The following is a 17354-nucleotide window of genomic DNA, read 5'->3' as shown; positions in this document are numbered from 1 at the left end:
TTAACCTATTCAGTGATCTTCCAGCTTTGGAAGCGTAAAATACTTGTCCTAGGTCGGTGTTTATTTGACCAACGCCCGGTATATCGAGGTTTATATGAGATTCTATTCATTCCTTGCTAAAGATAAATGCCTTAAACATCAATTGGTTTGCTTAAGTAAGCACGCGGAGCCTTGGCATAAAACAGGCTTGGCTTTGTCTTTACTCGGCGCCTTGTTGATCGGTGGTCTTGCCGCGCCAGATTGGGCGATTGCGGGGGATCGAGGCACAAATGATCGCTATAGCGAGAGTTATGGGCGCCAAGATAATCACTATAAAAAGCATCATAAACATAGTGATAGCCATCGTTACTATCGCCCATATTACCGTCCCTATTATCCTTGGGGATTGGGTTTAGGAGTTGGCTTAGCGACGGGCTGGAACCTTGGCTATGGCTGGAATGATGGGATATGGAATGACGACTGGCGTTGGAATCGCGAGCGTTACTGGCATTCGCCTTATTCGGGCATCGGTTTGTCGATCCCGACGGGCTATGATGATACGCCAGTGGCCATTTCTGCGCCTGTGCGTGTTACCACCAGCATGCAATATTCGCCGAGCGAAGGTCGGATGGTGTCGAATATGCCAACCAATAGCGCAACTGTAATGTCTACGGCCTCGACGGCGAGAGCTTCAACAGTCTCAGCGGAGCCAACTGCCACAGTTCCCCGTGCGCGGGCGGCACGCAGTGTATCGAGTCTGCCGAGCAATGCTAGAATAGTGCAACAGGATGGCCGAACCTTATATGAGTGGCAAGGTACGCTTTACGCCTTCGATTGGAATAGCCAAACCTATCAAGAACAGTTAGTTAAGTAATCCATTTTTATCAACGCTTCTATAACTGGAGCCCCAAGTGGGCTCCTATTTTTTTCTTAGCCAGTTGTCGTTTTATAGAATCGCGGAGAAATCGTTTGCAAGCAGTTCAACCACCGCCTCAGGCTCAAAGCAGCGCGCTTTGGGTGTTGTTAGCCTTGGCATTAGGCACTTTTGCCCTAGGCACCACAGAATTTGCCGCCATGACCTTAGTGCCTTATATCGCCAGCGATTTAAGTGTCGATGTCGCCCATGTGAGTTATGCCATCAGTGCCTATGCCCTTGGGGTGGTGGTGGGATCGCCCATCATTATGGTGCTAGGGGTGAGGATTAAGCGGCGCACCCTGTTAATCGCCTTGGCCGCCATGATGGCGGTTGCCAATGGTTTAAGTGCCTTGGCGCCCAGCTTGAATTGGTTAGTCTTTTTCCGCTTTTTAAGTGGCTTGCCCCATGGTGCATATTTTGGTGTCGCTATGTTACTGGCGGCATCCTTAGTGCCCCCGGAGATGAAGGCTCGAGCGGTTTCTCGGGTGATTATCGGCTTAACCTTAGCCACTATCGTTGGCGTGCCCTTCGCGACTTGGATGGGGCAAACCGTCGGTTGGCGCTCTGGTATCGGCATAGTGGCGATTATTGCCACCGTTACTGCCGTGATGCTGTATTTTCTCGCCCCGAATGTCGCCGTACCGCAAAATGCCAGTCCGAAAAAAGAGCTGCAAACCCTGAAGAACCGTGAAGTTTGGCTCACGCTCGGCATTGCGGCTATCGGTTTTGGTGGGATTTTCTGTGTGTATACCTATCTGGCCGAGACCTTGATCCAAGTTACCCAGGTCGAGCCCTTTAAAATCCCGGTGATGATGGCAGTCTTTGGGATTGGCGCCACCTTAGGCACTTTAGTCTGTGGCTGGGCGGCAGATAAGTCGGCGCTGGCGGCGGCATTTTGGTCGCTGGTGTTAAGCACCTTAGTATTGGCGCTGTATCCAAGTTTGACGGGATCTTACTGGGCATTAATGCCAATTGTATTCTTTGTGGGTTCGGGGATTGGTCTGGCAACCATAGTGCAGGCGCGATTAATGGATGTGGCTCCCGATGGGCAAGCCATGACGGGCGCTTTAGTACAATGTGCCTTTAACCTTGCTAATGCCATTGGCCCTTGGGTTGGCAGCTTAGTGATCTTATCAGGCCAAGGCATCGCCGCGACTGGCTATGCCGCAGCACTTTTATCCCTCGGTGGTTTAGTCATGTGGTGGTTAACCCACAGGGAGAGCCGCCGCGCTGATAATCTTTGTACTGCAAACTGTATTGATTAAGCCGACCATGACGGCGCAGATCCATCTCTGCGCCGCTTTTAAGTAAACTTCTTAACCTCTTTGTATGGTGATATCGGCGATATAACCGTGCTCAGTAGCGAGTAGCGCTTGTTTTAGCATGCCTGCGGCCTCATCGGCGGACATAAAGCTTGAGGTATCTAGACTCTTACCACTGCTTGGCCAAAAGCCGGTATCCATACCGCCGGGATAAACCGCAATCAACTTCATTGGACTTTGCTTGAGCTCCAAACGTACCGATTCGATAAAGCCCCGCACCGCCCACTTGGCGGCGCAGTAGGTCGATTCACCCGCTTTGGCGGCGAGGGCGGCGGTGGACATAACGATCACCACCTTAACCGCTTGCTGCTTATAGCGTTTCACCAATTCACGTACCAACAGAATGGTTGAAGTGACATTGTTATTCAGCAGCGCTTGGATCTCACTCGCGCCTTGGGTTTCCAGTGCGCCAAAGTAACCACTGCCAGCGCAGTGGATAACCGTGTCGGGGGCATCGGTAAGGCCATCGAATAGCGCTTCGACACTCGCTTCGTCTGCTAAATTGGCACTGATGGCGCTAATGCTTTGATTCGAAAATGGGCTGAGGGCATTGGCCACGGTATGAAGACGGTTGGCATCGCGTCCCGTCAGTGTAAGTGCTTGGTTATCCTTGGCATACAGGGCGGCTAATGCTGCGCCTAAGCCACTGCTTGCGCCAGTAATCAGTATCATCTTTACCTCTAAATTCTATTTCGAAGTCTAAGTTTCGATCAGAGTGAACAGCGGCTGGTCGAAGGCGACCTCATCTCCGTCTTTCACCCAAATAGCGCCGACTATACCGTCACGCTCGGCCTCGATGGGATTTTGCATTCGCATGGCTTCGATAATGCAAAGCGTGTCGCCGCGAGCCACCCGTTGACCGATGCGCACCAAGGGCGCCTCGGTTTGGCCTTGCGAGGTATGGAAGGTGCCCACCATGGGCGATACTTGCACAAAACCTTCAATCACAGGTAAGGCGTCACGGGTTTTGGCAGGCTTTGGGCTCGATGCAGTGGAAGGCGGAGGATTATGCGCGCCTTCGAGTGTGCTTACTGTATGTGGGCCGTAGCGGGTGATGCGAATAGACTCTTCCCCTTCGGTAATCGCCAGTTCTGCAATCCCAGATTCCTGCACTAATTCAATCAGTTTTTTGATCTTCCGAAGGTCAACGGCCATGGCTTGTGGCTCCCTGTGCTGACGCTAATCGCGTTTATGCCTTTAATCTTTTAATCGCCGCCGTGAGGGCAAACTCATAGCCTTGGGCACCGAAACCACAAATCACCCCAATGGCCTTATCGGACAAATAGGAGTGGTGGCGGAAAGGTTCGCGGGCATGGACATTAGATAAGTGCACTTCATAAAAAGGAATATCTACCCCAAGCAGTGCGTCACGCAGGGCCACGCTGGTATGGGTAAAGGCTGCGGGGTTGATAATAATCATCTGCGCATCGGTAGCATGGATCGCGTTGATCAGTTCAAATTCGGCATTCGATTGAATATGCTCAAGTTCAACACCTGCTGCTTGAGCTTGTTCACTCAAAATGGCAACGATATTGGCTAAGGTTTGATGACCGTAAACACTGGGTTCGCGGCGGCCAAGGAGATTCAAATTGGGGCCATTGATGAGCAGAACTTTATGATTCATTACGCTTTCCTTTTACGACATGCCTTAACGGGTTGAATGCCATTAACTTAACCTGTTCGGGCGGATTTTGCATTATGAATGTCGTTACTGTGCAAGCTGGGTTAATCCAACTTAATCTGGCGCATAGCCTTAGTGGCACCACGTTGTTTTTTGGTGTCTAAGCGTTTGGTTTGGCTGCTTTTGGTCGCACGGGTGGGAATGCGTTTTTTGGGCACTTCGGCTACGCTGGCAACTAGGGCGATAAATTGTTCCAATGCGGTTTGCCGATTCGCCTCTTGGCTGCGGCTCGCCTGACATTTGATAATAATTTTGCCGCTGGCGGTAATCCGATGATCGGCTTTTTGCAGCAGGCGCTGCTGATAAAACTCGGGTAATGACGAGTTTCTGATATCAAAAATCAATTGGGCGGCGGTGGAGACTTTATTGACATTCTGCCCGCCAGCGCCGCTTGAGCGGATAAATTGCCACTCGATTTCATTTTCCGGAAGTTCCACACGGTTTGAGATTTTTATCATGGCAGACTTAGGGTTTTGTCCAATTGCTTTGAGAAGCGAGCAATAACTGCTTATGGCTTTTCAATAGATTTGTTATCATCGGGCGCATTCTTGCAGGGCAGGCGTGGTTGCCCGTTCGCAAAATAGTGTTCTCGTTTCGGAGTGCCTTTATGTTATGCCAAATCCCCGATATTGCTAAGGGTGTTATCAGTCTTTTCGCCAGTGGTCGACTCTCTTCAACCGATTATCGTACCCGTTTACAGCCGGCCATTAAGAGTTACCGCAAGGATTGGGGACAAGTTTGCCTGTATATCGAGGCGGACGTCTTACTCGAAGGTTGGGAATTTGAGTCGCTAACGGGTAGCGGCGAAGTCCAACTCCCTAATTTTGAAGCCTTAGTATTTGTTGGCGGCCCAGATTGGGTGGGTAATGCTGTGCGCTTACTCGGCCCCTTTATGCAGGGCGAAGTGGCTTGGTTCCCCTTGGAGCAGAAAGCCAAAGCCATTGCGTGGATCGCTAAACGTTCAACTTTTTAATGACCCATGGTGGGTATAACTTATAGGGAATTAACTATGTCTTTGTTGAAAACTATGACTGCCAAACCGACCGCTAAATTAGGCGCTATCGCCCTAGTGTTGGCCTTTACCGCAGGCTTAAGTGCCTGTGCGCCAGAGGTAGGTAGTGATGCTTGGTGTAAGCAAATGAAGGAAAAACCTAAAGGTGATTGGACGGCGAACGAAGCGGCCGATTACGCCAAACACTGCGTGTTTAAGTAAGTTTTTCAAGCGAATAGTGTCACAGCTTGACAGATTAATCCTTGCAAGCTGTGAACTTATGCTTAAAATCCCTGTCTTAAGTTTGCACAAGCTATTGCTGAATTATGACTAAATCGTCCAAAGGTGATATTTGATTTCGACCGCTAAGCCATTCTTTAGCCGAATGGTGACCCTACTGATAGCCATTATCGTGCTGCAATTTGCGGGCGCGAATTTGGGTGCCCATCAGTTACATGCGGGCAATGGCGTTGAAGAAGCCGAGAATCATCCCCACCTACAATTTAGTGCCCCTGTGACCACCTTAGCTCAATGTGTGGATTGTGTGTGCCCCAATGAGCAGACTCCCGGATTCAGCACCGAGCAGTTTGGTGAAGCCGCATTCAATGCGGGCGTATCGACTACCAGTGCTAGTAGCCACTCACATTTAGTGCAAACCACTGAAATTCAAAACTTTGACCTTTGCCTTGATTGCCAATGCCATGGCGGTCATGTTGCTTTACTCTCCTATTCCGACAGCCAAACGCTTACAGCCTTTGAGGCGGCCTATGTGCCAACGGATTTAGCCTATTTCCCTCCAGATCAATTACCTAAGTACCGCCCACCCATCGCTTAACCCTCAATATCTGCTTATTTCTGGTTGCGTATCTATTGTTCGGGCGCGCCGCAATAAGCCCTTAATTTATCCCCAAAGCAAAGGTTTTATTAACCTCGAACGTGTTTGGCTCGCGCTAGCGTTTTGAGCTTATTCGACATTTTGCCTCTGGGGAGCATTCGATTGGTATCCGCACGTCGATGGCGTAGGGCCAATCCTATTTAGATATTGTTAGGAATTGCGATGAAGAAAAACATTATCGCCCAGACCTTGTTTGGCCTGTTGAGTACGCTAGTGCTCGTTGGTGGACAGGTGAATTACGCTGTTGCAGCAAGCTCAAGCCTAGACGTCAAAGAGTTAGATGCAGTAGCGCAAGGCGAACTATTAACCCAAGAAACTCAAACCTCGCTGAATCAGTGGTTGCCAGAGTTACTCAAGCAAATTAATCAGTTGCCAGAGGTGCAGGCGCAAATTGCTCGGCAGCAACAGGCTGAGCTGGTGATTGCCGCGGCGGATCGCGCCGTCTATAACCCTGAACTTGGACTCAATTATCAAAACGCCGACACAGATACCTACAGCCTAGGGCTGAGCCAAACCATCGATTGGGGCGATAAGCGTGGCGTAGCAACCCGCCTTGCCCAGCTTGAGGCGCAGATCCTGTTAGCGGATATACAGTTAGAACGCAGTCAGATGTTGGCCGAGCGTCTATTAGCGCTGGCCGAGCAGTCGCAAAGCCACAAGGCGCTTACTTTTGCAGAGCAGCAATTAAGATTTACTCAGGCACAGCTCAATATTGCCGAGCAGCGCTTTGCCGCGGGAGATTTGTCTGATGTTGAGTTGCAACTGCTTAAACTCGAACTGGCAAGCAATACCGCCGACTATGCGCTGGCCGAACAAGCGGCCTTAGTCGCCGAAGGTAAAGTGATTGAGTTACTTGGGGTTGATAAGCTCAAGTTTAGGGAGTTCATCTCTGACATTGGCCAATTTGTGTCGATGATTGCCCCGAAAGCGGAATTACCCGCATTGACCAGTGCCCATCAGCAGGTGTTATTGGCCAAGGCCAATGCCATGAAGGTTAAGGCTGATACAGCGGCGGATCCCACCATCAACCTTGGTCTCGAACGGGAAGGCTCTGACAACAAGTTTGGCGTCGGTGTGGCTATCCCCCTGCAGGTTCGTAATAACTACAGTGAGTTACAGTCGGTTGCAGATAAGGGCATCGCTATCGCAGAGCAGTCCTACTTAGCCCGTGAGCGAGTACTTACTGCTAAACAGGCGCAATTTAACAATGCCTTACCCCGTTTACTGGCGCGTTACCAAGATTGGCGTGAGCGAGTCGCAGCCTCGGGGAGTAAAGCCGCTAAATCCTTAAGTGAACAGTGGCGCTCGGGCGATGTGAGCACCAGTGAGTATTTACAGAGTCGGCGACAACTTGCGGCCAGTTATTTGGTCGGTTTAAACCTCGAAACGGCGATTTATCAGAGCTGGTTAACCTGGATGGGGGACAGCGGTCAACTGCTGCCCTTTATCGATTCGTTAACAGCCACTTCTCCCACTAACGCCGTGCCAGCCAAGTCAATCGTGAGGTCACACTAATGAATTCAACTTTTCCTAAATCTGTTTTTCACTCTTTCGCCAATGTGTCTGCCGCAGGTTTCATATCGGTGTTTACGCCATCACGTTTAGCGTTGGCACTGATGCTTACCTCGTTAACCGTGATTACGCCAACGTCAGCATTTGCTGGTGACGGCCATGATCATGCTGGCGAAAAACAAGTTAACAACGCAGCGAAGAGTACTGCTGCCGAGCAAGCACCGGATGACCATGGTGAGCAAGCATTAACCTTTACGCCGGCACAGTTGGAGCTGGCGGGAATTCGCCTGTTACCCTTGAGCAGCGATAGCTTAAGTCTTGCCAATTTAAACCTCGATGTTCGAGCAACGGCTTCTTTAGTGGTTGATCGTGATAGAACCGCGACCTTAGCGCCACAGCTCGATGTTCGCGTACAAGCGCGTCATGTGGTACCAGGCCAAGAGGTGAAAAAGGGTGAGCCTTTACTTACCTTGGGTGGCGCAGCCGTTGCGCAGGCACAGGCGGACTACATTAATGCCGCTGCTGAATGGAGTCGAGTCAAGCGCATGAGTGAAGGTGCGGTTAGCGTCAGTCGGCGGATGCAGGCTCAAGTCGATGCCGAACTGAAACGGGCGATTTTAGAGGCGATAAAAATGACCCCTGAGCAAATTCGTACCTTAGAGTCGAGCCCTGAAGCTATCGGTAGCTATCAACTGTTGGCGCCTATCGACGGGCGTGTGCAGCAAGATATCGCCATGCTGGGGCAAGTGTTTAGCGCAGGCACGCCATTAATGCAGTTGACCGATGAGTCGCACCTTTGGGTGGAAGCTCAGCTAACGCCTGCGCAGGCAGTCAATGTGAAGGTGGGGGCCCCAGCGCTGATTCAGGTGGGAGATAAAACCTTAGCAGGTAAGATTATCGGCCGCTCCCACGAGCTGGATAGCGTGACACGTACTGAGCAAGTGTTAGTCAGTATGCCTAATCCTGATCATGTGTTGCACGCTGGGCAATTTGCCGAGCTGTACTTTGCCGATGCCTCTCAAAACATGGCAGCGGCGAGTAGCGGGTCAGGTATTTCATCGGGAATTGTATTACCCGATGCAGCGTTAACCCGAAGCAGTGATGGCGATTGGCAGATTTTTATTCAGGATGAGGATGGTTTTGAAGCCATTGAGGTGGAGCTGGTGCAGCGTCAGCGCGGCTTGAGTTTAGTGCGCGGCAGTGAGCTGGATAAAGCACGGCAGGCACAATTAAAGGTGGTAGTTGCAGGGGCATTTTTCTTGGCATCGGAGCAGGCGAAAGCTGGTTTTGATATTCATGCCCACTAATCGCGATGCCTATCACTGTGCCTATGATTCTCGCTTAAGGAATTCTTATGTTGCAAAAAGCAATCGAAGCCGCGATTAAAAATCGGCTATTAGTGGTGTTGGCGCTGCTTGCGGCGGTCGCTGCCAGTGTGGCCATGTTGCCCAAGTTGAATCTCGATGCCTTTCCCGATGTCACCAACGTACAGGTGACCATCAATACCGAGGCCGAGGGCTTGGCCGCCGAAGAGGTAGAAAAACTCATCAGTTATCCGGTCGAATCGGCCATGTATGCTTTGCCAGCGGTGACTGAAGTGCGTTCGTTATCGCGCACAGGCTTGTCCATTGTGACGGTCGTCTTTGCTGAGGGCACGGATATTTACTTTGCCCGACAGCAAGTGTTTGAGCAGTTACAGGCGGCGCGGGAGATGATCCCAAGCGGGGTGGGTGTGCCAGAAATTGGCCCTAACACCTCTGGATTGGGGCAGATTTATCAATATATTTTGCGGGCAGATCCAAGTGCAGGCATCAATGCCGCCGAGCTGCGTAGTCTTAACGACTACCTCGTCAAACTTATCTTGATGCCCGTTGGCGGCGTGACCGATGTGTTATCTTTTGGCGGCGAAGTTCGTCAATATCAAGTGCAGGTCGACCCTAATAAGTTGCGTGCTTATGGCTTGTCGATGGCGCAAGTGAGTGAGGCGCTCGAGAGCAATAACCGCAACGCTGGTGGCTGGTTTATGGACCAAGGCCAAGAGCAATTAGTGGTGCGGGGTTATGGCATGTTGCCCGCCGGAGAGGCAGGGCTTGCCTCGATTGCTCAAATGCCACTCACTGAAGTACGTGGCACGCCTGTGCGAGTGGGCGACATTGCTAAGGTCGATTTTGGTAGTGAGATCCGCGTAGGCGCAGTGACTATGACGCGCCGTGATGAGGCGGGGCAGGCGCAAGCCTTGGGCGAAGTGGTCGCGGGCGTAGTGCTTAAACGGATGGGCGCTAACACTAAGGCGACGATTGATGATATCGATGCGCGGATTAATCTGATTGAGCAGGCGTTGCCCAAGGGCGTGTCCTTTGAGGTGTTTTACGACCAAGCAGACTTAGTGGATAAAGCCGTTACCACAGTGCGCGATGCGCTGCTGATGGCTTTTGTGTTTATTGTGGTTATCTTGGCGCTGTTCCTTGTGAATATCCGCGCCACCCTGTTGGTGTTGCTGTCTATCCCTGTGTCCATCGGTTTGGCGCTGATGGTGATGTCCTACTATGGCCTTTCAGCCAACTTGATGTCCCTCGGTGGGTTAGCGGTTGCCATTGGTATGTTGGTCGATGGCTCAGTGGTGATGGTTGAGAATATTTTCAAACATTTAACCCAACCGGATCGCCGTCATTTAGCTGAGGCAAGGGCGCGTGCCGATGGTGAAACTGACCCGTACCATGGTGATGAGGATGGTGGTGTTAACGCTGATGATGACGAACATCAGGGGAATATGGCCGTGCGCATTATGCTGGCGGCGAAAGAAGTGTGCAGTCCTATCTTCTTCGCGACGGCGATTATCATTGTGGTGTTTGCGCCGCTATTTGCGCTGGAAGGGGTTGAGGGCAAGCTGTTCCAACCTATGGCCGTCAGCATTATTTTGGCGATGATTTCCGCCTTGCTGGTGGCATTAATCGCGGTGCCAGCTTTAGCGGTATATCTGTTTAAACGTGGAGTTGTGCTGAAAGAAAGTGTGATCTTAAGGCCGCTGGATAGCGCATATCGCAAACTGCTCAGTGCAACGCTAGCGCGTCCTAAAATGGTGGTACTCAGTGCGGCACTGATGTTTGTCATGAGCATGGCATTGCTGCCCAGACTCGGCACCGAGTTTGTGCCCGAGTTAGAGGAAGGCACGATTAACCTGAGGGTAACGTTAGCACCCACCGCCAGCCTTGGCACATCTTTGGATGTCGCACCTAAGCTTGAGGCTTTGCTGCTGGAATTCCCCGAGGTGGAGTATGCCTTAAGCCGAATCGGTGCGCCCGAATTAGGCGGCGATCCTGAGCCTGTCAGCAATATTGAAGTCTATATCGGCCTAAAACCAATAGAAGAATGGCAATCGGCCAGTTCGCGTTTGGAGTTGCAACGGCTGATGGAGGAAAAGCTCAGTGTCTTCCCTGGGCTGCTACTCACCTTCTCACAACCGATTGCGACTCGGGTCGATGAGCTGCTTTCGGGGGTTAAGGCGCAGTTAGCGATTAAACTCTTTGGCCCCGATTTAGAAGTTTTATCTGAAAAAGGCCAAGTGCTGACCGATCTGGTGGCGAAAATCCCCGGCGCTGTGGATGTGTCCCTCGAACAGGTGAGTGGTGAGGCGCAGCTGGTAGTGCGGCCTGACCGTTCGCAGCTTGCCCGTTATGGCATCAGTGTTGATCAGGTGATGACACTCGTCAGTCAAGGTATTGGTGGCGCCAGCGCTGGCCAAGTCATCGACGGTAACGCCAGATACGACATTAATTTACGCCTTGCCGCCGAGTTTCGCAGCAGTCCAGATGTGATTAAGGATTTGCTCTTGAGTGGCACCAATGGCGCAATTGTGCGCTTAGGCGAAGTGGCCAGCGTTGCAGTGGAAATGGCGCCGCCGAATATTCGCCGTGACGATGTGCAGCGCCGCGTGGTGGTGCAAGCGAACGTGGCGGGGCGAGACATGGGCTCTGTGGTAAACGATATTTACGCGCTGGTGCCAAAGGCCGATCTACCTGCTGGATATACTGTGATTGTGGGTGGTCAGTATGAAAATCAGCAGCGGGCACAGCAAAAGCTGATGTTGGTAGTGCCAGTCTCAATCGCCTTGATTGCCTTGCTGTTGTACTTCTCCTTCGGCGCGGTTAAGCAGGTATTACTGATTATGGCGAACGTGCCGCTAGCACTCATCGGCGGTATTGTGGCGCTGTTTGTTAGTGGTACTTATCTATCGGTGCCAAGCTCCATTGGCTTTATCACGCTGTTTGGGGTGGCGGTGCTCAACGGAGTGGTATTAGTGGATTCGATAAACCAACGCAGGCAGAGCGGCGAGTCGCTCTATGACTCGGTTTACGAAGGCACGGTTGGCCGTTTACGCCCCGTGCTGATGACGGCCTTGACCTCGGCCTTGGGCTTGATCCCCATCTTAGTGTCATCGGGTGTGGGCAGTGAAATCCAAAAGCCGCTGGCGGTGGTGATTATCGGCGGGCTGTTTAGCTCTACGGCACTGACGTTATTGGTGTTACCGACCCTGTATCGTTGGTTATATCGCCACGATAAGTCGCCCGCCTAGTGGGATGTTGAGCCTTGGCCTCATTTTGTGGCAAGGCTCAATGTTAAAGTTAAAAATCAGTGAGCTATAGTGCGCGATCTAGGCTAGGCTTAGCTCTGGTATTAAGGATTACTATCTCTGGAGAGCATTATGATCGCAGTCATTTTTGAAGTCGTGCCCACGAAAGAAGGCAAGGAAGAATATCTGCACGTGGCAGCTGAGATGCGCCAATATTTAGAAGGGCGTCAGGGGCTGATTTCAATTGAACGGTTTCAGAGCTTAACCGACGATGGCAAGGTGCTGAGCTTATCGTTTTGGGATAACATGGCCTCTATTACTCAATGGCGTAATCAAATGGCCCACAGCATTGCTGAGCAATCTGGCATTGTGCCTTGCTTATTTAACTCTTATCGCATCCGCGTTGCCGAAGTAGTGCAAGACTATAGCGAAACAGTGCACGATGTGCCCGAGTAAGCTAAGCGCTTGAACAAAAACAAAACCCATCGAAGTCGATGGGTTTTTTATTGCAATCAATCAAATAAAAAGGCGTTAGCTTATTTTTCTTGCTGCGCTTTAAGCAGATCGCGGATCTCTGATAACAGCTCTTGATCTTTGGTCGGTGCAGGTGGCGCTTTCGGCGCTTCTTCCTGTTTGCGTTTTAGGCTGTTAATGGCTTTTAAGCCCATAAAAATCGCGAAGGCGATAATGGTAAAGTCGATAACGGTTTGGATAAATTTACCGTAAGCGATGACAACAGCTGGCGCATCACCTTGGGCAGCGAGGAGCACAACGCTCAGATCACTAAAATTCACCCCCCCTAAAATGATCCCAATCGGCGGCATAATGATATCGGCCACAAAGGATGAGACTATCTTGCCAAAAGCGGCACCGATGATAATACCCACCGCCATATCGATTACATTGCCACGGGATGCAAAAGCCTTGAACTCTTTAAGTAAGCTCATTAGGTTTCCTCCGAAAATATGATTAAATGTTAAATTTTATTGTATTAACTGTATCAGGAAAACCTTAGGGTCTTTTGCTGCCTGTTACCTTGCCAAGCTTATAGGGGCTTAAGGATTAAGGCAATTCTGAGATTAAGGATTTATCCTGCACTGGCAGATTTCACACTCTCAAGGTTACAGTTGTTAATTTCTGTGTGAATGGGTCTATTTTTGCTGACCGATAAATTCTGGCACTTCTAATACCTGTGACCCCCAGCGTTTAAACAAAGAGGCGTAGATAAACTCGATAAAAACGCGGTATTTGCGCGGCAGATAGGCTCGCTTGGGATAGCTGAGTACCACCTTGGTTTGCACCATAGGATAATCGTCAAGGAGTCGCACTAAATAGCCTTTCTCTATCGCCTCTTGGGCAATAATCGACGGCACGGCCGTAATGCCAAGCCCTGCAATGGCAGCTTCGCGGGCAATGGTGACATTATTCACTGTCAATTGCGTGACGGGCTCAATGACTACCCAAGTTTTACCATCAAATAGCTTCCATGCCCCTTCAATATGGGCCGACTGTAAACGAATCGCTTTATGTTTAGCCAAATCCTGTGGCACTTTTGGCGTGCCATGTTCGGCCAAATATTTAGGGCTGGCCATTAAGGATTTATAGGCGTTAACTAAGGAATAACTTTGTAGGCGGGTATCACTCGAGTCAGCGATTTGGAATAGCAGATCCACACCTTCTTCTATCACATCCACTTTACGGTTAGTGAGCTCGGCTTCTATGGTGATATCGGGATAAAGGGTTAAAAACTGGGCGAAGATCGGCCCAAGAAACAGTTGACCTAATTCAATAGGGCATACGATTCTTAGGTTACCTTTGATTAATTGCTGGTGGGCACTGAGCTGATTTTCGGCGCTTTGAAGATCACTTAAGATCTTATTGATTCGATTGTAATAACTTGAACCCGCTTCTGTGAGTTTGAGTGCGCGAGTCGTTCGGAATAATAGCTGAGTACCCGTATCGGCTTCTAGTTCGGCAATTTTGCGACTGACTGTTGCCTTAGTGAGTCCGAGGGCTTTAGCTGCCCCGGTAAAACTACCTTGCTCTACCACTTGAGCAAATATTTGCACCCGATTGAGATCCATGATTGTTACACCTGTGAAACAGTGGGTTGATTTTTAACTACCTAATAAACTTGATGAGACAGTAGTACACTAGTACTCACTAATCAAGGAGTCATTCATGTCCAAAAGTAAGCTCATTATCGCCGTTCCACTATTACTCGCCGCCGCTGCGGGTGGCGGCTATTACTGGTGGACGCAAGTACGTTTTATCGAAACCACTGATAATGCTTATGTTGAGGCCGATATCTCCCATGTGAGCGTAAAAGTGCCAGGTTATGTGGTGTTATCCGATGTGACCGATAACCAGCATGTGCGTAAGGGCGAGTTATTGGCGCAACTTGAAGATAACCAGTTTAGCGCCAAAGTCAGCCAAGCCGAGGCTGCACTTGCCAGTGCCAAAGCAGATCTACAAACCTTAGCCGCTAAGGTGGATCTGCAACATGCGCTGATCAGCCAAGCGAGTGCGGGTGTGGTGGCGGCGCAGGCTGATAAAATTCGTGCCGAGCAACAATTAAGCCGAGCGAAAAAGTTAAAAGTCAGCAATTACAGCTCACAGGACGATGTCGACCAATTACAGGCGGGTTTTGATTCTGCTGCTGCGCGCCTCGATGAAGCCAAGGCGCTGTTAGTGGCTAAAGAACGTGAGCTTGCTGTGTTTAATGCTCAGCTTAATCAAGCCAGCTCTGTGGTTGAGCAGTCGAATGCGGCATTGGAGCTAGCTAACATTCAGCTCAATGATACCCGTGTGACCGCGCCCTTCTCTGGGGTGATTGGTAAACGCGGCGCTATGGTGGGGCAGTATGTGCAGCCCGGCCAAGCACTCTTTAGTTTGGTTCCGGATGGGGCTGTGTGGATCTCGGCGAACTTTAAAGAAACCCAAATCCAACATATGCAACCCGGGCAGTCGGTGCAGGTCAGTCTCGATGCGTTTCCCGACAAAACCTTTACAGGTGTAATCGATAGTCTGTCGCCGGCGTCCGGAGCCAAATTTAGTCTGCTGCCCGCCGAAAATGCCACGGGTAACTTCACCAAAATCGTGCAGCGTATTCCAGTGCGGATCCGTTTAGATCTCTCAGAAGAAGAGGCGCGAGTGGTCCCCGGGTTAAGTGCGGTGGTGAAGGTCGATACTGCGTCGCATCCGACGACAGCTATTGCTGCAAACGTCGGTCGCTAAGTAGGTCGTTAACATGAGCACAATTGCTGCTGCACCTGAGGCTATCGCCGCTGGGGCTACGCCGAGCGAATATGAGCGTGGTAGTCGCCGTTCGTGGATTGCCGTTTTTGGTGGTTTGATTGGCGCCTTTATGGCGATCCTCGATATTCAAATCACCAATGCCTCGATGAAAGAGATTCAAGGCAGCCTTGGGGCAACGCTTGAGGAAGGCAGTTGGATTTCAACGGCTTATCTGGTTGCCGAGATGATTGCGATTCCGCTCTCGGGCTGGTTAAGCACTGGGCTCTCGGTCAGGCGTTATCTGCTGTGGACCACCGCAGCCTTTATCTTTGCTTCTATCCTGTGTTCGATTTCGTGGAACCTCGAGGCCATGATCGCCTTTCGGGCGTTGCAGGGCTTCTTTGGTGGCGCGTTGATCCCGCTGGCCTTTCGGTTGATCTTAGAATTTTTACCTGAGAATAAACGTGCCGTGGGGATGGCGTTATTCGGGGTGACTGCGACATTTGCACCCTCGATTGGCCCAACCTTAGGTGGTTGGTTAACTGAGCATTTTAGTTGGCATTACCTGTTTTATATCAACGTGCCGCCCGGATTGCTGGTAATGGCGATGTTGGCCTATGGTCTCGAAAAACGCCCTGTGGTATGGGACAAGCTGAAAAATGCCGATTTAGCGGGCATTGTCACCATGGCGCTGGGCATGGGTTGCCTCGAGGTGGTGCTTGAGGAGGGAAACCGTAAGGATTGGTTTGGCTCGGATTTGATCCGCAATCTCGCCATCATTGCCGCCGTGAATTTAGTGCTGTTTGTGTGGATCCAACTCAACCGTAAAGATCCTTTAGTGAATTTACGCTTACTCGGTAAACGTGATTTTGTGCTTTCAACCGTGGCGTATTTTTTACTGGGGATGGCGCTCTTTGGCGCGATCTATTTGATCCCACTTTATTTGTCTCAAGTGCATGATTACACACCACTGGAAATTGGTGAGGTGATTATGTGGATGGGCTTCCCGCAGTTGTTAGTTTTGCCCTTAGTGCCACGTTTAATGCAACGTTTCGACGGGCGTTACTTAGCCGCCTTCGGCTTTTTTATGTTTGCCCTAAGTTATTACATGAATAGCCAAATGACCGCAGATTACGCTGGGCAGCAGATGATAGCCTCCCAAGTGGTGCGCGCCTTAGGCCAGCCCTTTATCTTAGTGCCCATTGGTATGTTAGCTACGGCCCATTTAAAGCCCCATGAGAATCCTTCGGCTTCGACCGTGCTGAACGTGATGCGTAACTTAGGTGGCGCCTTTGGTATCGCCTTGGTGGCGACTTTAACCGATAACTTGGCTCGCAGCCATTTGGCCCATGTGAAGGAATCTTTGCCAGCGGTCAGCACGCAGGCGCAGGACTATTTGAATCAGAGTGCCAGTATGTTGCAACAGGGTGGCTCGGATCCCTATACCGCCTCTATGCAGGCCAAGGCATTGTTAGGGCAAACCATGAGTCAGCAGGCCTATATTCAAGCCTATAACGATGTGTTTTTGATTATGGGGGCCCTGTTATTAATTGCCGTGGTGGCTGTGCTGCTTATCCGTAAACCACAAGGCCCAGTCGCCCACGATGCGGTGATCGAATAACACTAAGTCAGTTTTCGCAATGCGTAACCCTTGCGTCTTAATTCCCCCCAGAATTAAGGCGCTTTTTTATGCGCTGAGCTGTGATAGACTCGAGCTCTTTTCCTGTTGTACGCAGAGCCTTTTTATGTCGATACAAGATTCAGTTGAGTGGCAAATTCTTAAATTTAATCAATTAACTGCCAATACCTTATATGAAATCCTTAAACTGCGAGTCGATGTGTTTGTGGTCGAGCAGGCCTGTGCTTATCCAGAGCTTGATGATAAAGATAGACACCCTGAAACTCAGCATTTAATCGGCCTATCGCCTGCGGGCGAGTTACTCACCTATGCCCGTATTTTGCCTCCGGGGCTGAGTTATCCCGAGGCCAGTATTGGCCGAGTGGTGGTGTCATCTGCTGGACGAGGTAAAGGATTGGCAATGCCGTTGATGCAGCGGGCGATCGAATCTGCACTAAGTACTTGGCCCAAGGCGGGGATCCAAATTGGTGCTCAGGATTATCTGAAAAACTTCTACCAAAAACTCGGGTTTAACATCTGTTCTGAAATGTATTTGGAAGATGGCATTCCTCATATCGACATGCGTTACCAGCCTAAGTAATCTGATTTTAACTAGCTGAATTTACTCTTATT

18 protein-coding genes are annotated in these 17354 nt (G+C 50.5%); 12 read left to right on the top strand and 6 right to left on the bottom strand.

The window, feature by feature from the left end; all coding sequences use genetic code 11:
- The first annotated feature begins 94 nt into the window (after positions 1 to 94).
- On the top strand, positions 95 to 853 hold the full coding sequence (locus KXJ80_RS21170; protein WP_218737525.1) for a hypothetical protein: 759 nt from the start codon (positions 95 to 97) through the stop codon (positions 851 to 853).
- A gap of 95 nt (positions 854 to 948) precedes the next feature.
- A complete protein-coding gene (locus KXJ80_RS21165) occupies positions 949 to 2160 on the top strand; it encodes an MFS transporter (RefSeq protein WP_037414028.1) in 1212 nt (403 codons plus the stop codon).
- Between the two features lie 51 nt (positions 2161 to 2211).
- Here the strand turns inward: KXJ80_RS21165 and KXJ80_RS21160 are convergent, their stop codons facing one another.
- The 4 genes from KXJ80_RS21160 to arfB all read right to left on the bottom strand — a co-directional run bounded on the left by KXJ80_RS21160 (position 2212) and on the right by arfB (position 4356).
- The gene (locus tag KXJ80_RS21160) at positions 2212 to 2889 is read right to left on the bottom strand and encodes an SDR family NAD(P)-dependent oxidoreductase (RefSeq protein WP_037413948.1); all 678 of its coding nucleotides are present in this window, start codon (positions 2887 to 2889) and stop codon (positions 2212 to 2214) included.
- A 27-nt stretch (positions 2890 to 2916) separates the two neighbouring features.
- Positions 2917 to 3372 carry an acetyl-CoA carboxylase biotin carboxyl carrier protein gene (gene accB, locus KXJ80_RS21155; protein WP_037428704.1) on the bottom strand — a complete coding sequence of 152 codons (456 nt, stop codon included), beginning with the start codon at positions 3370 to 3372 and terminating at the stop codon, positions 2917 to 2919.
- A gap of 34 nt (positions 3373 to 3406) precedes the next feature.
- On the bottom strand, positions 3407 to 3841 hold the full coding sequence (gene aroQ, locus KXJ80_RS21150) for a type II 3-dehydroquinate dehydratase (RefSeq protein WP_259474507.1): 435 nt from the start codon (positions 3839 to 3841) through the stop codon (positions 3407 to 3409).
- A gap of 101 nt (positions 3842 to 3942) precedes the next feature.
- Complete coding sequence (gene arfB / locus KXJ80_RS21145; protein WP_037413953.1) at positions 3943 to 4356, bottom strand: alternative ribosome rescue aminoacyl-tRNA hydrolase ArfB; 414 nt, start codon at positions 4354 to 4356, stop codon at positions 3943 to 3945.
- Positions 4357 to 4505: 149 nt separating this feature from the next.
- Between arfB and KXJ80_RS21140 the strand changes: the two genes are divergently transcribed.
- The 7 genes from KXJ80_RS21140 to KXJ80_RS21110 all read left to right on the top strand — a co-directional run bounded on the left by KXJ80_RS21140 (position 4506) and on the right by KXJ80_RS21110 (position 12322).
- Positions 4506 to 4871, top strand: coding sequence for a SpoIIAA family protein (locus tag KXJ80_RS21140; RefSeq protein ID WP_023268861.1), 366 nt, complete (start codon positions 4506 to 4508; stop codon positions 4869 to 4871).
- 36 nt (positions 4872 to 4907) lie between these two features.
- Entirely contained in the window at positions 4908 to 5111 is a 204-nt protein-coding gene (locus KXJ80_RS21135) for a DUF3012 domain-containing protein (protein ID WP_037428695.1), read from the top strand.
- A gap of 163 nt (positions 5112 to 5274) precedes the next feature.
- A complete protein-coding gene (locus KXJ80_RS21130; RefSeq protein ID WP_203433859.1) occupies positions 5275 to 5724 on the top strand; it encodes a hypothetical protein in 450 nt (149 codons plus the stop codon).
- Between the two features lie 222 nt (positions 5725 to 5946).
- Positions 5947 to 7299 carry a TolC family protein gene (locus KXJ80_RS21125; RefSeq protein ID WP_218737522.1) on the top strand — a complete coding sequence of 451 codons (1353 nt, stop codon included), beginning with the start codon at positions 5947 to 5949 and terminating at the stop codon, positions 7297 to 7299.
- Positions 7299 to 8603, top strand: coding sequence for an efflux RND transporter periplasmic adaptor subunit (locus KXJ80_RS21120; protein ID WP_218737521.1), 1305 nt, complete (start codon positions 7299 to 7301; stop codon positions 8601 to 8603). The genes KXJ80_RS21125 and KXJ80_RS21120 overlap by 1 nt, the downstream gene beginning before the upstream one ends.
- 47 nt (positions 8604 to 8650) lie before the next feature.
- A complete protein-coding gene (locus KXJ80_RS21115; protein WP_218737520.1) occupies positions 8651 to 11869 on the top strand; it encodes an efflux RND transporter permease subunit in 3219 nt (1072 codons plus the stop codon).
- A gap of 129 nt (positions 11870 to 11998) precedes the next feature.
- Positions 11999 to 12322 carry an antibiotic biosynthesis monooxygenase family protein gene (locus tag KXJ80_RS21110; protein ID WP_218737519.1) on the top strand — a complete coding sequence of 108 codons (324 nt, stop codon included), beginning with the start codon at positions 11999 to 12001 and terminating at the stop codon, positions 12320 to 12322.
- An 80-nt stretch (positions 12323 to 12402) separates the two neighbouring features.
- Here the strand turns inward: KXJ80_RS21110 and mscL are convergent, their stop codons facing one another.
- Together mscL and KXJ80_RS21100 are read right to left on the bottom strand one after the other, a co-directional pair.
- A complete protein-coding gene (gene mscL / locus KXJ80_RS21105) occupies positions 12403 to 12813 on the bottom strand; it encodes a large-conductance mechanosensitive channel protein MscL (protein WP_218737518.1) in 411 nt (136 codons plus the stop codon).
- 204 nt (positions 12814 to 13017) lie between these two features.
- Positions 13018 to 13950, bottom strand: a complete 933-nt coding sequence (locus KXJ80_RS21100; RefSeq protein ID WP_088586195.1) for a LysR family transcriptional regulator — start codon at positions 13948 to 13950, stop codon at positions 13018 to 13020.
- A gap of 97 nt (positions 13951 to 14047) precedes the next feature.
- Here KXJ80_RS21100 and KXJ80_RS21095 point away from each other — a divergent pair, with 97 nt between their 5' ends.
- The 3 genes from KXJ80_RS21095 to KXJ80_RS21085 all read left to right on the top strand — a co-directional run bounded on the left by KXJ80_RS21095 (position 14048) and on the right by KXJ80_RS21085 (position 17322).
- Positions 14048 to 15103 (top strand): HlyD family secretion protein, encoded by a 1056-nt coding sequence (locus KXJ80_RS21095; RefSeq protein ID WP_218737517.1) that lies wholly within the window; start codon positions 14048 to 14050, stop codon positions 15101 to 15103.
- A gap of 13 nt (positions 15104 to 15116) precedes the next feature.
- Entirely contained in the window at positions 15117 to 16724 is a 1608-nt protein-coding gene (locus tag KXJ80_RS21090; RefSeq protein WP_144375745.1) for a DHA2 family efflux MFS transporter permease subunit, read from the top strand.
- Positions 16725 to 16848: 124 nt separating this feature from the next.
- Positions 16849 to 17322 (top strand): GNAT family N-acetyltransferase, encoded by a 474-nt coding sequence (locus tag KXJ80_RS21085; RefSeq protein ID WP_037413977.1) that lies wholly within the window; start codon positions 16849 to 16851, stop codon positions 17320 to 17322.
- Positions 17323 to 17354 lie beyond the last annotated feature (32 nt).

The organism is Shewanella xiamenensis, from assembly GCF_024971755.1.
Lineage (GTDB): Bacteria > Pseudomonadota > Gammaproteobacteria > Enterobacterales > Shewanellaceae > Shewanella > Shewanella xiamenensis.
The sequence above is the reverse complement of the archived record's forward strand: the minus strand, read 5'-3'. Positions and strand labels throughout refer to the sequence as shown.

Coding starts and splice junctions, on each gene's coding strand:
- mscL (WP_218737518.1), bottom strand. CDS start 12,813: ATGAGCTTACTTAAAGAGTTCAAGGCTTTTGCATCCCGTGGCAATGTA.
- aroQ (WP_259474507.1), bottom strand. CDS start 3,841: ATGAATCATAAAGTTCTGCTCATCAATGGCCCCAATTTGAATCTCCTT.
- KXJ80_RS21110 (WP_218737519.1), top strand. CDS start 11,999: ATGATCGCAGTCATTTTTGAAGTCGTGCCCACGAAAGAAGGCAAGGAA.
- KXJ80_RS21140 (WP_023268861.1), top strand. CDS start 4,506: ATGTTATGCCAAATCCCCGATATTGCTAAGGGTGTTATCAGTCTTTTC.
- KXJ80_RS21115 (WP_218737520.1), top strand. CDS start 8,651: ATGTTGCAAAAAGCAATCGAAGCCGCGATTAAAAATCGGCTATTAGTG.
- KXJ80_RS21120 (WP_218737521.1), top strand. CDS start 7,299: ATGAATTCAACTTTTCCTAAATCTGTTTTTCACTCTTTCGCCAATGTG.
- KXJ80_RS21170 (WP_218737525.1), top strand. CDS start 95: ATGAGATTCTATTCATTCCTTGCTAAAGATAAATGCCTTAAACATCAA.
- accB (WP_037428704.1), bottom strand. CDS start 3,372: ATGGCCGTTGACCTTCGGAAGATCAAAAAACTGATTGAATTAGTGCAG.
- KXJ80_RS21100 (WP_088586195.1), bottom strand. CDS start 13,950: ATGGATCTCAATCGGGTGCAAATATTTGCTCAAGTGGTAGAGCAAGGT.
- KXJ80_RS21130 (WP_203433859.1), top strand. CDS start 5,275: ATGGTGACCCTACTGATAGCCATTATCGTGCTGCAATTTGCGGGCGCG.
- KXJ80_RS21125 (WP_218737522.1), top strand. CDS start 5,947: ATGAAGAAAAACATTATCGCCCAGACCTTGTTTGGCCTGTTGAGTACG.
- KXJ80_RS21160 (WP_037413948.1), bottom strand. CDS start 2,889: ATGATACTGATTACTGGCGCAAGCAGTGGCTTAGGCGCAGCATTAGCC.
- arfB (WP_037413953.1), bottom strand. CDS start 4,356: ATGATAAAAATCTCAAACCGTGTGGAACTTCCGGAAAATGAAATCGAG.
- KXJ80_RS21090 (WP_144375745.1), top strand. CDS start 15,117: ATGAGCACAATTGCTGCTGCACCTGAGGCTATCGCCGCTGGGGCTACG.
- KXJ80_RS21095 (WP_218737517.1), top strand. CDS start 14,048: ATGTCCAAAAGTAAGCTCATTATCGCCGTTCCACTATTACTCGCCGCC.
- KXJ80_RS21085 (WP_037413977.1), top strand. CDS start 16,849: ATGTCGATACAAGATTCAGTTGAGTGGCAAATTCTTAAATTTAATCAA.
- KXJ80_RS21135 (WP_037428695.1), top strand. CDS start 4,908: ATGTCTTTGTTGAAAACTATGACTGCCAAACCGACCGCTAAATTAGGC.